Raw genomic sequence first — 12,975 nt, 5'->3', positions numbered from 1 at the left:
TCAACGGCGGGAGAGATAATCCTGTATCGGCCCGAGTGCCTCGGCCATGTGCTCAAAGCGATGCGAACCGCCCTCGAACGCCAGGGGGTCACCGAGCCTTCCGTACGCCCGCAGCGTGGCGTCGGCATCCAGCAGCTCGTCCGCCCGATCAACAATGAGCTTCGGCGGGATGGCGTAGTCGTCCGGGTCCGGCGATAGCGCCTGCCCGGCGTAGGACGCCACGGCCTCCGGCGTCAGCCGGCGCGGGGGGAGATCCGGTAGCTTGGGGTTTGGCAGCCATTGATCCAGGTAATGACTCAGACCCCAATGGGGATCCGTGCTGGGGTTGATCATAACCGACGGGCAACCGTGGCGTTTTCCCATGACCGCCGCGTAGTAGCCGCCCAGTGATGTGCCGATGAACGCCACCGGGCCCTGCGCTCGCGTGGCCGCCTCGAGCTGTTCGATGATGGCATCCCTCGGCGCAAAACTGTTGTAGTTGATGAGCCGCACGGTAAACCGGCGCCGCAGCTCGATGACCTTTGTGTCCGTCTCGAGCGCGGCGGAGTTGAAGCCGTGCAGGTACTGCAGTTCGATATCTAGCGTCATGCGATGCATTGTGCCCTGCCCACCACCGTCCTGTCCGCCCGTTGCGCCGAGCAACATGAGTGCGCGACGCTAGCAGCTGATTCACGGACAACCTGCCGGCCGGCTCCGGTAATTGATTGGTGGCCCCTATGACCGCAACACCCCTTACCGCCTGGCGCCTCATCCTTCTGTGTTGCAGCTTACTGCTCGTCGCGGCGACGACTCAGGCCGACGAGAGACCGCAGCCCGGGATGGTTGCGGCGGCCCATCCGCTGGCCACGGCGGCGGGTGTCGAGGTGCTCGAGGCCGGCGGCGCCGCCATTGATGCGGCAATCGCCATACAGGCCGTACTCACCCTGGTGGAGCCGCAGTCAAGCGGCATTGGCGGCGGGGCCTTTCTGCTGTACTACGACAACGCAACGGACGAAGTGCAGGCCTACGATGGACGTGAGACGGCGCCTTCGGCGGTGGAAACCGACCATTTTCTCACCGAAGACGGCACGCCGATGGATTTCCTCGATGCGGTCCCCGGCGGGCAATCGGTGGGCGTACCCGGCACCCTGCGCATGCTCGAGCTGGCCCACGAGGAACATGGCCGACTGCCATGGAAAACACTCTTTCAGCCGGCCATCCGCCTGGCCGAAACGGGTTTTGAGGTCACACCCCGCCTGGCCGAAATGCTGCGCATTGACCTGCCACTGGATGCGTTCGAGCCGATGGCAGGGTATTTCTTCCCCGATGGCGAGCCCGTCAGCGCCGGGATGACACTGACCAACCCCGCCCTTGCGGAAACCCTCACAGAGATCGCCAACCACGGGGCAGATGCCTTTTATGAGGGCCCGATTGCCGATGCGATCGTGGCAACGGTGCAGGCCCACGGGGGTGAGCTCACGCGCGAGGACATGGCGGACTACCGGGCGGTTGAGCGAGCGCCGGTCTGCCGATCCATCGCGGGCGAATCGGTCTGCGGCATGCCGCTGCCAAGCAGCGGTGGCATGACGGTTTTACAGATCCTCCGCCTGATGGAGATCGCGAGCGCCGAGACCGAGGACATGACCCGGCTGGCCTGGGCGCACTTGCTGCTTGAGGCGTCGCGTCTCGGCTTTGCGGATCGAAACGAATATCTCGGCGATACCGACTTCGTTGATGTCCCCGTCGCGACCCTGCTGAGTGAGCCCTATCTGACCGAGCGCGCGGCGTTGATATCGCCAACGCAATCGATGGGTAAGGCGGCCCCGGGCCTGAACGACCCGGACAGCGCCATGAGCGAGGCGAAACGCATCAATCACTCGACCAGTCATTTCAGTGTGCTCGACACCCATGGCAATGCCGTCTCGATGACCAGCTCGATCGAGATGCCCTTCGGCTCCCGTCTGATGGTGGACGGCTTTCTGCTGAACAATCAGCTCACGGATTTTCGCTTCGACCCCCGTGCGGCGAATGGACGACTTCATCCGAACCGGGTTCAGCCCGGCAAGCGCCCCCTGTCCTCCATGTCGCCGGTGATTGCGCTCGATGCCGACAATCAACCGCGCCTCATCATCGGTTCACCGGGGGGTACACGCATCATTGGCTATGTCGCACAGCGCGTTGCCGATGTGCTGATGCAGGACAGTGGCGTTGAAGCGGCGATCGAGGCGGGGAATATGGTCAACCGCAATGGCAGGACGGAGATCGAGGCCGATACCGACGCCGAAGCGTTGGTCCCCGGCCTGGAGGCGCTGGGCCATGAGATCGAGGTCGATTCCATGACCAGCGGACTGCATGGCATCGAGCATCTACCCAATGGCGTAATCCGCGGCGCCGCCGATCCGCGCCGGGAGGGGACGGTCGGTCGGGCACGGCCGTCATCCCGGGCAGAGTAGCGGGCTATGAGCACGCGTCTGCCACCCCCTCTCCTCCTGCTACTGGCCGGTATCGGCGCCTGGGCCATCGATCGATGGTGGCCATCGGCGCGCCTCGAGTTGTCCGGGCAGGCAACGCTGGCCGTCATCCTCGCGGGGCTTAGCGTGGCGGTCATGATGATTTCCGCGATCTGGTTTGCCCGCGCCCACACCACCATCAACCCGATGCATCCGGAGCAGACCCGGCACCTCATCACCACGGGGCCCTATGCCCGCAGCCGCAATCCGATCTACCTCGCCGATGCGCTGCTGCTGTTCGCCTGGATCCTGTGGCTCGGGAACGTCGCCAGTCTCGTGATGCTGCCCGCATTCACCGTTGCCCTCACCGTCTGGCAGATCCGGCCCGAGGAAGAGGCCCTCGCCACGAAGTTCGGCGAAGATTACCGGGCTTACTGCCGCCGGACGCGCCGCTGGCTATAGGGCGGCACCCGTGAGTGCGGGGACCAGGTGATCATCAAGATGCGCCCGGCCCTGTCACCGTGGTCACGGTGGCGGTCACGAGCAGAATCCCAAGAAGCAGTCCCGACTCGAGCACCAGGGAGGCGCGCAGATGGCCCGGGGCCGCCGGGTCGCCGCACAGCAGCGCCGGCGTGAGCCTGAGCCGGTTATAGGCCGCAAAGCCCATGACCAGCACGAAGAGCGAAAGCTTCACCGCGAAGATCTGGCCGTAGAGCGTTGCCAGTGCAGCGAGCAGCCCGCCCGTCAGCTGGTGCAGGGTGATCAGCCCGGCGGCCGCGAGCCCGGCAACGGCCCAGACCGCCTGACGTCCGAATTGATGTGCGACCGCACCGGCCCGCAGCGGATCCCCTCGGCTCATCCGGTAGAGCGGGACAAAAACACCCAGCCAGAACGAGAGCAGTAAGACGTGCAAGGCGACAAGGGCATTCAGAAGGATGTCCGGTGCGGTCCAGGTATGACCGGTAAGCCCGAAGCTGATGGCGATGGCGAATACACCGGCGAGCGCCAGCCAGTCGGCCGCCAGACGCCGGAGCCAGATGAGCGAGCTCAGGATCAGCCCCGCAACGAGAACGGCTAGCGAGAGCCCCTTTGGCCCGTCCAGAATGAACCCGATGAGCTCTGTATCCAGTGCAGCGCCCCAATCATTCCCCGCCAGGAAGACTGCCTCCAGCGCCACACCCGACCCGGCCGCGACAAGGGCCACGAGCCCGGCAATCGGCGTGAGCATCCGCAGTCTCTCCCGCTCCGCGGCGGGCAGGGTCGAGAGCAGCCAAAGGCAAAGCACCGAGCCGGCCGCGACTAGCGCACCGGCGTAGAATACGGCGCGGACGACGACGGCCAGCCCGTCCAGCATTAATTGCCCATCACTGAGAACCCGAGCTCACCGGACATGGCATGTCCGTCCGTGGCCAGACCGCGCCATTCGAAGCGATAGTCGCCCGCCGGCAGCTCGGGCAGATCCACGCGCAGCGTGTCGGAAGCGGACCGCCCGCTGCGCGGTTCAAGGTCATAGGCTTCGCCGGCGGCACTGGTCAGCGCGACGCTGATGATCCGCATCCGGTCATCAAAACCGATCTCGATCGCCGGCGGCGACGTCTCCAGCTCCGCCCCATCCGCCGGCACGGTGGCGCGCTGCTCGGAATGGGCGAACGCCATCGGGCTCCATGCCATCGCCACTGCGATTAAAAGCGCTGCGAGTGTTCTCATCACTGACCTCATGGGTGACTCATGGGATTTCGCGCCCGGGCCGACAGTTTTGACCCGCCGCGCTCGTCACTCAACCCCGCGTGTTGCCGGGCGATATCAAACGCATCATGCATCCAGTGACCACCCCGGGCGTCATACTCGATGACCCGCCATTCACCCACGCGGTTCCAGCAGATAATGAACGACCGCAGCTTCGAGGCATGCGCGCCGAGCAATTTCTCGAACTGCCTGCTGGTCCGGATATCGCCGGCGGAGGGCGTCGTGCTGCCCTCGTAAACGGGGTGATTGTGGTACTGGCGTATTTCATCGCACCGCAGGCGGTCGATGTGATCACGCCACTTCGCCGGATCATCCGCCGGCCGGCACCGGTACGAGGAGCCGATCGAGGCGGTGACACGGACGACCACCCCGGATCGCATGAAAGCGGTGACGAAAACCTCGCGCCGCTCGCGGTGCATGCCGACGGCGAGGGCCTCCTCCAGGCTACGGATATCGCGCCCGGCAAGACCATAAGCCTTCTTGAACGATTCACCGCGGGCCCGGACGCGGAAGGCGTTAAAGCGCTCGGCCAACGCCTGCCGCAGCCGAGCCCGTTCGGCGCGAACCTGACACGATCGCCGCCATGCAACCCGATATCTCACTGAGCCCAACAGCAGCAGCGCATGGACGCTTACCGGTGTCAGCACCAGCGCCAGTACGATCGACAGGAGTCCATCGGCAGGACTTTTTGACAGCGCATAGGCCGCGACGGCGACCAAGAAGGTGGGCACGCCCAGAAAAAGCATCTGCTGTCGGCGCAGGACCGCGCCCTCTGCGATGAGCCGTTCGTACTGAGACAATTCGAGCGCGCCGCTTCAGTCGGAATCGGTCCGCTGACGATCACCCGAGAGGGTGAGCACCAGCGTGCGGGGACGGGCAAGCTGTATTTCGCGCTGGATCCACATGTCGGTAATGATAGCAGTGGCAGCGCTCTGCTCTGCGTCCTACGCGTCAAGGCCTTGGCGTCTGGTCCGGCTTTGTCCACTTGTGACGCCTCGCCGCCCTGATTAGTCTTTAACCCGTCCACGCCACCGAGACCGCCCGCATGCAGACTATTGAGTTCGAAGACTTCGCCCGCGTGGAGCTGCGGGTCGGCACCGTCATTGGTGTCGAGGAATTCCCGGAGGCCCGGCGTCCCGCCTGGAGAATGCGCATCGACTTCGGCCCGGAGATAGGCGAGCGCAAGTCGAGCGCGCAGATCACCGACCTCTACGACCCAGAAAGCCTGATGGGCCGGCAGGTCCTTGCAGTCGTCAACTTCCCGCCCAAGCAGATCGGGCCATTCATGTCCGAGTGCCTGGTCACCGGATTCCATCGTGACGACGGGGCCATCGTGCTCTGCGGCCCCGATATCGTCGTACCCAACGGGAGCCGCCTTATCTGATGGGCTGATGAGCCTCGAGGCATCGACCCGCGGCGGGTCTGAGATCAGGCGGACCGGCGCGCGGCAATGAACGAGCGGATCATCTGCACCAGCAATACGGCGCAAAGCCCCAGCATCCCCACGTTGACCAACAGCGCCAGCGGACTCATCTGCGCCGCTCTCACGACTAATGCGGACGCCGGCGCAAGGGCACCCAGCAGCGCAACCGCTGCGGCTGCATGCATCCAGTGCCGCCGGGCATTCTGAAAAGCGCCTGCGAGCGCACCCAGAACCGCAAGCAGAATACCCGGATACGCAGGCATAAGCGCCGTTTGACTGCCGGAGAAGAGGTAGGCGCCGACACCGAGGATGATCAGTAGCACACCGAAGACAATGGTCTGTTTGGGCATCAGATTGCGATCCTGTCTGGTAGAGGTTGTCCGGGTTCCCGGTCGACTGGAGGATTGGAACACATCCGACGACGCCGGTCGCTGACAACGCATTGAAAAAAATTGTTGCGCCGCACAATCGTGCTTGATATATTGCACTGCAACAAGACGGAGATGGCCGTCTTCACATGCAGCAAATCCGATGAGGACAACACGATGAACGACTTCATGATGAACAACGAGATGTTTACCAAGTACAGCGAGCAGGCCGAGAAGCTTTTCATGGCGCCGACGCGCGACTACGCGAAGCTGGCCATGGACTATGCCGAGAAGCTGATTGACGCGCAGATGGAAGCGGCACGGACCTACAACGAGCTTGGTCTGCAGCAGGCCCGCGCCATGCTCGACATCAAGGACACCGCAGCCCTTCAGCAGTACGCCGAGAAGCAGCAGGCTGTCGCCAAGGACCTCGGCGAGCGCGTCAAGGGTGATGCCGAGAAGGTCGTCGCAATGAACCAGGACTTCGTCAACGAGACCCGCAAGCTCGTCGAGTCCAGCGTTCAGAGTGTTTCTGACACGGCGACCCAGACGGTCAACGCCGCGAAGAAGACCGCGAAGACCGCCAAGGCCAGCTAAAACGGCCTCATCCCGCCGGGCCTTAGTCCGGCGTACTCAAACCGCCGGTCACCGACCGGCGGTTTTTTTTGGCCGGCGCCAGATCAGGCCCTCACGACAACGACAGCTCGATCACCACCACGCCCAGCAGGCCGGCCGCGGCAGGCCAGGGGCTGCGCAGCGCGACGCCAAAGAAAACCCCGGGGATGAGGAGGGTCAGTGCCGCCAGGATATGCGGCAAAGCGGCGACACCCGTGGAGGCCATGACCCAGATGCGCACACCGCCCAGGACACCCAGGAGCAGCGCCAGCCAGACGCTGCGGTTATAGATGAGCGATGTCACGATGCCCTCCGAAAGCTGACAGGACGGGCCAGCGGAATTTCGCATTGAGTCCACATGCCATCAGCTTATCGCCGTGAACCCGTTGCAGCCAGCAGCCTCCGCGGTCAGCGCCGGCCAGTCCATCCTGGAATCGCCCCGACGCAGACTGTCGCGGCTGCATGATCTCCTCGAGGCTCAATCAAGCACTCGGGAGTCCGGATCATGCAGGTCACATTCAGGCTGCCCTTAATCATCATGCTGGCGATCTCCATGGCACTGGCGATCATCAATACGGCGGCCGCAGATGTCTGGGTGGGCGGAGCTGATGCCGATGGGGAAGGCGGTGCCTACGCCGGGCTGATGGGCGATGAGTTGGGGCTCATCATCGGTGCCGTTTTCGATAGTGATTATTCGGACAGCGAGATCCGGGACTATCCCGTGCCCCACTCTGATTACACCGAACTCGGCAAGAAACGCATCGGCAGCCTGATTTCCCTTGATGTGGCCTATCGCCTGCTCCCCGGCCGCTATGGCTCGCTCTGGATTGCGGGCGGATTCACGTTCTACGAGGAAAGCGAGATCGCCCGCTCCGACATCACCGGATGGCTCTACAAGCAGAACGAGGACAACGTCATCCGGCCCGACGCCGGCGTTTATTACCACCTGCCAGTCAGCCATTCCATGGGCATCATTGCCGGGGCGCATACGGAACTGGGTGGCAGTCTGGGCCTGAGTTTCCGTTACTGAGGGAAAAGGGCGTCGCCATGCAATGGATCGCCGTACTGGCCCTGGTCGGACTGGTCTACCTGCTACTGCAGCAAGCCTTCTGGATCATGCTCTGGTATCTCGTGATGCTGATGCTGGCCATCACAGGGGTGTGGATGCTGATCGACGGATCGGCTCTTATGGGCGCGATCCTGCTGTTGATGACCTGGGGTGTGAGCCGGCTTCTGGATTTCATCAAGGGCGGGACCCAAAGGGATGATTGAGGTCCAGGCGAGCCCATACTGCTGGGTGATTCTTCCGACGCGAGCCGTCGTTGCTACCGCCTACCCTGGAGACTTCATTCGCGATCCAGGGAAAAGGCAATGCGAGCACTTTCACTCACCGCCATTGGATTCACGGCGATCCTGACCGGTTGCGCCTCCATCGTTGGCGAACGGGAACAGGCGGTCACCATCAACAGTACGCCGGATGACGCGCAGGTAACCATTACCGATGAGCGTAGCAAAGAGATCCATTCCGGCGAGACACCGGTCACGGTCCAGCTCAAAAAGTCCGACGGCAGTTATTTCGGCGGTAAAACCTACACGGTGGATGTCAGCAAGACCGGATTTGAATCGCGGGAGATTCTCATCGAATCCCGTCCAAACGGATGGTATGTCGCAGGAAATCTCGTATTCGGGGGCCTGATCGGCTGGCTGGTCGTCGACCCGATGACGGGCGCGATGTACAACCTCAGACCCGACTCGATCGATGTCGCACTCGGCGATGAGGTCAGCCTGGACAGTGAAGGTGGCCGAGTGCTCAGGGTCGCATTGGTCAAGGATGTACCCGCCGACGCCCGCGACCAGATGGAATACATCGGGCGCCTGTAGGCGAATGCGAGGATCTGGAAAGCCGCCCGCGGCAATCTGAGCTCTGGCATGATGACCACTCTCAGGCATAGGCAGCGACGGCGGGTGGCTTTCAATGAAATACTTCGCCTTCTTATTAGTGGCAGCGCTGGTGAGCACCAGCGCCGCGGCTGACGACGACGTCTTCGAAGCACTCAGGGAAAATGGGCATGTCCTGCTGCTTCGTCATGCCATCGCGCCCGGATTTGGCGATCCGGCAGGATTCGATGTGGCGGATTGCACCACCCAGCGAAACCTTTCGGAAAACGGCCGCCAGCAGGCCCGGGCCATTGGCGCGCAGCTCCGCGACGAGGGCCTCAAAGACGCCGTTGTGTACACGAGTTACTGGTGCCGCTGCCGGGACACGGCCGATGAGATGGCACTGACAGAGGCGAAACCCCATCCGGGGCTGAACAGCTTTTTCCAGGCCCGTGATCAGCGCGATGAAATCGTCTCCGACCTGCGCCACCTACTTGGCGAGCTCGCCAACGGCCCACCGGCCGTCCTTGTGACTCACCAGGTGAATATCCGGGCGATCACCGGACAGGGCGTGCGCTCCGGTGAGGGTGTCGTTGTCCGGCCCGATGAGACCGGCTCAGTGCATGTCATAGGGTCATTCCCGCCCTGAGTCCGCGCCGCATGCCGGGTCAGATCGCCTCAACAACCACCGCCAGCCGGTCCCGGACTTCTCCGGCGATCTTTGTAAGCTCGGGGTTATCGATCCCGGACATGGACGAGACCGGATCGACGGCGCTGACTTCAATACCCTCGGCCACCTCGCGCAGAATGACATTGCATGGCAGCATCGCTCCAACCCGTGGCTCGACGCCAATGGCCTCCCAGGCCATTGCCGGGTTGCAGGCGCCAAGGATCCGATAGCCCGCCATGTCGTTGTCCAGCTTTTTCTTCATGGTGCCCTGGACGTCAATTTCCGTCAGCACGCCGAAGCTGTGATCGGCAAGCGCCTTGCGGGTGCGCTCATCGACGGCCTCGAAATCGGCATCCTCGATGACCCGGTTAATCGTGTAGGACATGCTTGTCTCCATTATTGGTGCGGACTGGGATGCTATCACCTGCGGCACGCTGGACCTGACCGCGGAGAAGTTACCGAGGCGGGGTACCCCGTGAAAAGCCTGAAACGATCGCGGTACAGTCGTCCGATCGAAGCTTGAGACAGGAGCGGTATGAGCGAGCGCAAGATCACCGAGACGGAGATCCTCAACCGGGTCTATAACGCCACCGATCACGAGGCGCTGATGAGCGCCTATCGCGACTGGGCCGACCAATACGACAGCGACCTGCTGGACCGGTTTGGCTATGTCGCTCATGTTGCCACGGCCAAGGCTCTCCACGAGGCCTTGGGTGGCTCGACCGACGCACGAATCCTCGATGCCGGCTGCGGCACCGGCCTGGTGGGCGAGGAGCTGGTCAAACTGGGTTACCGCCACATCGACGCCCTCGACTACTCCGCGGACATGCTCGCCCAGGCGGCGCGTAAAGGGATTTACGGTGAACGCATGCAGGCCGACATGAAACATCGCCTGCCCGTCGACGACGACGCCTATGACGCGGTTGTGTGTACCGGCACCTTCACCTACGGCCATGTCACCGGCGATGCCTTCGACGAGTTGGTGCGCATCGTCCGCCCCGGTGGCGTGATCGTCTTCACCATTCGGGAAGGGGCCTACGAGGAATATGGCTACCGTCGCCGCATGCTCGATCTGGAGACGGCCGGTGCATGGGAGCTGGTGAGCTTCTATGACACGCCCTACCAGCTCGAGGAAGGCAACACCTGCAAGATGTGCAGCTACCGGGTGCCATACCGGGCTTAGCGGCTCAATCCAGCAGACTGATCTCGAAATCGATGGGATTGCGGATGGTGTTGCCGATGGGCGAGAAGTAATTCGCCCGCTGGACGATTTCGTCCAACGTCTCCCGCGGGGCGTCACCCTCGATATCGACGCGCACGCGGACGGCCTGGATGCCCATTTCCTCCGGCGATGGCTCGTGGCCACCGGCGCCCCAGGCCGCGGGATTGCCGATATCGCCCTCAAGGTGGAGCTCAACTTTGCTAAGGGAGACCTGCTTCCAGGTGGCGACCGCAGTGATTCCGACGGCAAGGCAGCCCCCCAGCGCAGAAAGGATGACCTCCGCCGGCGCAGGCGCCGTGTCCTCGCCAAACAAATGCAGAGGCTCGTCAACGACTACCTCGTGGCCACGGACATAGCTGATGGTCCGGTACTGGCCTTCCACCACGGTGTGCACCGTGTTCGTGCCGCGTGCTCCCGGGTTGTTCCGGCCTTTCTCGGCGAAACCGAGGAGGCCCTCCCGATCGATGGGCCGCAGGTTTGCCTTGGTGGTGGATTCGTTGGTAACGCTACTCATCGGATCGTCTCCCTTGACAGTACTGAGTGATTAAGCGGTTTGCCGCCATGCGACACGCCGCATGAAAAAGACCACGAGGCTATCCAGCAGATAACCGATAAGTCCGATCCACAGGACCAGAGCGGCGAGTCGGTCATAGGCAAGAATGTCCCGGGCATCGTTGATGGCGTAGCCAAGCCCGCTGGTCACGCCCAGATATTCCGCCGGCACGAGCACCACCCAGGCCACGCCCAGCGCAAGCCGCAGTCCCGCGAGGACATCTGGTGCGATGGCCGGCAGGATGAGGCGTCGCAACCGGCCCGCGAAGGAGGCACCGAGATTGCGCGCCACGCGGGCATGCAGGGGGTCGATGCGCTGGACCGCGAAGGCGGTCGAGAAAAGCACCGGCCAGATGGCAGCCATAACAATCAGGAAGATGATCGCCCCGTCCCAGGTGGCGAAGACCATCACCGCAATCGGCATCCACGCCAACGGGCTTACCATGCGCAGGAGCTGGAAAGGGAACGACGTCGCGCGTTGCAGTACCTCGGAGAGCCCCACAAGGATGCCGACCGGCACAGCGATCAGCGTCGCGATCAACATCCCCCAACCAATACGCTGAAGACTCGCCGCGGCGGCATTGAGCAGATCACCGCTCACGAGCAACTGCCACGCCGCCGGCAATGCGGCCGAGGGAGCAAACCGCGTGAAGGCGAAGAGATCGGGCTGCGCATCGATGTAAACGCCACCAAGCCACCAGAGGAACAACAGGCCTCCCGCACCGGCAAGCGGATAGCCGATCCGCTGCAGCCAATGCATCAGGCCGGCATACCGCGGGAGTGTTGCGCCACGGGCCGCACTCACAGCGCCAGACGCTCCCGACGTTTGCGACTGCCCAGATAATCGGCCTCTGGATACCGCCGCAATGCCTCGTCGATGAATCGGTAGTCCACCAGATCATCGGCGACAAATTCAGGATCCAGGCCATTCAGAAAAGTCTGATCGCCTTCGACGAGCGTCTGGTTCATCTCCCGGACGAGCCGCTTGGTCGCCGAGGGATAAGGATAGGGCGAGAAGTCGATCCGCCCTGTCGCCCAATCCGGGTGCTGAACCGCGCCCGTTTCCCGATATTCGGGCGTGTCGTAGTGCGTCATGGCGCGGCGCACCACCTCTGCCGGCATCGGCAGATACCCCTCACCGTCGCGCGAGAGCATCTCCGCGACCTCCGCCTTGTGATTCTGCGCATACTGCGCACCGCGGACCACAGCGTTGATGACCCGTTGCGTCCATTGCGGATTGGCGCTGACCTGATGCTCATGCATGCAGACCACACAGCAGGGGTGGTTTTCCCACATATCGCCGGTAAACCGCAGCAATCGACCGCCCGCCAGCAACTCGCCGGCGGCATTGAAGGGCTCGGCAACGATGTAGCCGTCAATCTGCCCTGCCGCAAGGCTCGCCGGCATCTCCGGCGGCGGCAGTATCAGCAGATTGACCTGCTGCGGGCCGAGCGGTGCCTCCTGAGCCTGAATGACCGGCTCCAGACCTGCTTTGCGGAGTGCCATCTGCAAGAGCGTGTTGTGCACCGAGTACCAGTACGGCACGGCGATCTGCGTCCCGCCAAGGTCGACGAAGCTTTCGATATCGGAGCGCCCGCCCACGACCAGCCCCGAGCCATTGACATGCGCCCAGGCCATTATCTTGACCGGAAAGTCGTTGTTGTAGCGCATCCATACTGGGATGGGCTTGAGAAGATGAACCAGGTTGAAACGGTCGCGTGCGAAGCCTTCTACCAATGACGACCAGCTTCGGATCAACTCAGGCTTTTCGGCCTGGACGCCCTCATCCTGATAATAGCCCATCGCGTAGGCGGTGAGGAGCGAGGTGGCATCGGTAATCGGCAGGTAACCGATTCGCAGGACAGGATGAGTCTCCGCGTGAGCCGGCGAAAACCCCACCGGCAGCGTCATTGCGGCGGTGAGGCCGCCCATGGCGGCAAGACCATCAAGCATGAACCGGCGCCGGCCAGCGCGAATCTCATAATCAGGTGTCAGCACCCGGCTGCAGCCGCAATCCGACTGACTCTGCGCGCGCCCCGTCGGGTCTTCTTCTGTCATCTTCCTTTCCTCTG

At 63.0% G+C, this 12,975-nt stretch carries 19 protein-coding genes; 9 read left to right on the top strand and 10 right to left on the bottom strand.

Annotated features, from left to right (window positions below; translation table 11 throughout):
• Positions 1 to 588, bottom strand: a complete 588-nt coding sequence (locus V6X30_RS03015; protein WP_367983158.1) for a YqiA/YcfP family alpha/beta fold hydrolase — start codon at positions 586 to 588, stop codon at positions 1 to 3.
• 128 nt (positions 589 to 716) lie between these two features.
• Here V6X30_RS03015 and ggt point away from each other — a divergent pair, with 128 nt between their 5' ends.
• Together ggt and V6X30_RS03005 are read left to right on the top strand one after the other, a co-directional pair.
• Positions 717 to 2,432 carry a gamma-glutamyltransferase gene (gene ggt, locus V6X30_RS03010; RefSeq protein ID WP_367983157.1) on the top strand — a complete coding sequence of 572 codons (1,716 nt, stop codon included), beginning with the start codon at positions 717 to 719 and terminating at the stop codon, positions 2,430 to 2,432.
• Between the two features lie 6 nt (positions 2,433 to 2,438).
• A complete protein-coding gene (locus V6X30_RS03005) occupies positions 2,439 to 2,891 on the top strand; it encodes a methyltransferase family protein (protein ID WP_367983156.1) in 453 nt (150 codons plus the stop codon).
• A gap of 34 nt (positions 2,892 to 2,925) precedes the next feature.
• On the opposite strand, the gene V6X30_RS03000 is transcribed toward V6X30_RS03005, so the two are convergent.
• Genes V6X30_RS03000 through V6X30_RS02990 form a run of 3 tightly spaced genes read right to left on the bottom strand, consistent with a single transcriptional unit; the run spans position 2,926 to position 4,975 of the window.
• Positions 2,926 to 3,783, bottom strand: coding sequence for a CopD family protein (locus V6X30_RS03000; RefSeq protein ID WP_367983154.1), 858 nt, complete (start codon positions 3,781 to 3,783; stop codon positions 2,926 to 2,928).
• A complete protein-coding gene (locus tag V6X30_RS02995; protein WP_367983153.1) occupies positions 3,783 to 4,136 on the bottom strand; it encodes a copper resistance CopC family protein in 354 nt (117 codons plus the stop codon). The genes V6X30_RS03000 and V6X30_RS02995 overlap by 1 nt, the downstream gene beginning before the upstream one ends.
• A gap of 8 nt (positions 4,137 to 4,144) precedes the next feature.
• Complete coding sequence (locus V6X30_RS02990) at positions 4,145 to 4,975, bottom strand: hypothetical protein (RefSeq protein WP_367983152.1); 831 nt, start codon at positions 4,973 to 4,975, stop codon at positions 4,145 to 4,147.
• Between the two features lie 245 nt (positions 4,976 to 5,220).
• On the opposite strand from V6X30_RS02990, the gene V6X30_RS02985 reads away from it, so the two are divergent.
• The gene (locus V6X30_RS02985; RefSeq protein WP_367983151.1) at positions 5,221 to 5,559 is read left to right on the top strand and encodes a tRNA-binding protein; all 339 of its coding nucleotides are present in this window, start codon (positions 5,221 to 5,223) and stop codon (positions 5,557 to 5,559) included.
• Between the two features lie 44 nt (positions 5,560 to 5,603).
• Here V6X30_RS02985 and V6X30_RS02980 read toward each other — a convergent pair whose 3' ends face one another.
• Positions 5,604 to 5,948 (bottom strand): hypothetical protein, encoded by a 345-nt coding sequence (locus tag V6X30_RS02980; protein WP_367983150.1) that lies wholly within the window; start codon positions 5,946 to 5,948, stop codon positions 5,604 to 5,606.
• A 153-nt stretch (positions 5,949 to 6,101) separates the two neighbouring features.
• Here V6X30_RS02980 and V6X30_RS02975 point away from each other — a divergent pair, with 153 nt between their 5' ends.
• A complete protein-coding gene (locus V6X30_RS02975; protein ID WP_367983149.1) occupies positions 6,102 to 6,563 on the top strand; it encodes a phasin family protein in 462 nt (153 codons plus the stop codon).
• A 91-nt stretch (positions 6,564 to 6,654) separates the two neighbouring features.
• Here V6X30_RS02975 and V6X30_RS02970 read toward each other — a convergent pair whose 3' ends face one another.
• Positions 6,655 to 6,885 carry a hypothetical protein gene (locus V6X30_RS02970; RefSeq protein ID WP_367966471.1) on the bottom strand — a complete coding sequence of 77 codons (231 nt, stop codon included), beginning with the start codon at positions 6,883 to 6,885 and terminating at the stop codon, positions 6,655 to 6,657.
• Between the two features lie 201 nt (positions 6,886 to 7,086).
• On the opposite strand from V6X30_RS02970, the gene V6X30_RS02965 reads away from it, so the two are divergent.
• The 4 genes from V6X30_RS02965 (at position 7,087) to V6X30_RS02950 (ending at position 9,108) form a co-directional block, all read left to right on the top strand.
• On the top strand, positions 7,087 to 7,611 hold the full coding sequence (locus V6X30_RS02965) for a hypothetical protein (protein WP_367983148.1): 525 nt from the start codon (positions 7,087 to 7,089) through the stop codon (positions 7,609 to 7,611).
• Positions 7,612 to 7,628: 17 nt separating this feature from the next.
• Positions 7,629 to 7,853, top strand: coding sequence for a hypothetical protein (locus tag V6X30_RS02960; RefSeq protein ID WP_367983147.1), 225 nt, complete (start codon positions 7,629 to 7,631; stop codon positions 7,851 to 7,853).
• A 99-nt stretch (positions 7,854 to 7,952) separates the two neighbouring features.
• Complete coding sequence (locus V6X30_RS02955) at positions 7,953 to 8,462, top strand: hypothetical protein (RefSeq protein WP_367983146.1); 510 nt, start codon at positions 7,953 to 7,955, stop codon at positions 8,460 to 8,462.
• Between the two features lie 94 nt (positions 8,463 to 8,556).
• Entirely contained in the window at positions 8,557 to 9,108 is a 552-nt protein-coding gene (locus tag V6X30_RS02950) for a histidine phosphatase family protein (protein ID WP_367983145.1), read from the top strand.
• Positions 9,109 to 9,127: 19 nt separating this feature from the next.
• On the opposite strand, the gene V6X30_RS02945 is transcribed toward V6X30_RS02950, so the two are convergent.
• Entirely contained in the window at positions 9,128 to 9,514 is a 387-nt protein-coding gene (locus tag V6X30_RS02945) for a DUF302 domain-containing protein (protein ID WP_367978569.1), read from the bottom strand.
• 150 nt (positions 9,515 to 9,664) lie between these two features.
• Between V6X30_RS02945 and V6X30_RS02940 the strand changes: the two genes are divergently transcribed.
• Positions 9,665 to 10,312 (top strand): class I SAM-dependent DNA methyltransferase, encoded by a 648-nt coding sequence (locus tag V6X30_RS02940; protein ID WP_367983144.1) that lies wholly within the window; start codon positions 9,665 to 9,667, stop codon positions 10,310 to 10,312.
• Between the two features lie 4 nt (positions 10,313 to 10,316).
• On the opposite strand, the gene V6X30_RS02935 is transcribed toward V6X30_RS02940, so the two are convergent.
• Genes V6X30_RS02935 through V6X30_RS02925 form a run of 3 tightly spaced genes read right to left on the bottom strand, consistent with a single transcriptional unit; the run spans position 10,317 to position 12,961 of the window.
• Positions 10,317 to 10,865: an OsmC family protein gene (locus tag V6X30_RS02935; RefSeq protein ID WP_367983143.1), complete on the bottom strand. Its 549-nt coding sequence runs from the start codon at positions 10,863 to 10,865 to the stop codon at positions 10,317 to 10,319.
• Between the two features lie 30 nt (positions 10,866 to 10,895).
• Positions 10,896 to 11,708: an ABC transporter permease gene (locus V6X30_RS02930; protein ID WP_367983142.1), complete on the bottom strand. Its 813-nt coding sequence runs from the start codon at positions 11,706 to 11,708 to the stop codon at positions 10,896 to 10,898.
• Positions 11,705 to 12,961 carry an ABC transporter substrate-binding protein gene (locus tag V6X30_RS02925; RefSeq protein ID WP_367983140.1) on the bottom strand — a complete coding sequence of 419 codons (1,257 nt, stop codon included), beginning with the start codon at positions 12,959 to 12,961 and terminating at the stop codon, positions 11,705 to 11,707. The genes V6X30_RS02930 and V6X30_RS02925 overlap by 4 nt, the downstream gene beginning before the upstream one ends.
• Positions 12,962 to 12,975: the final 14 nt, after the last annotated feature.

The sequence above is a fragment of the Spiribacter sp. 1M189 genome, assembly GCF_040838345.1.
In the GTDB taxonomy this organism is placed as follows: Bacteria; Pseudomonadota; Gammaproteobacteria; order Nitrococcales; family Nitrococcaceae; genus Spiribacter; species Spiribacter insolitus.
The sequence above is the reverse complement of the archived record's forward strand: the minus strand, read 5'-3'. Positions and strand labels throughout refer to the sequence as shown.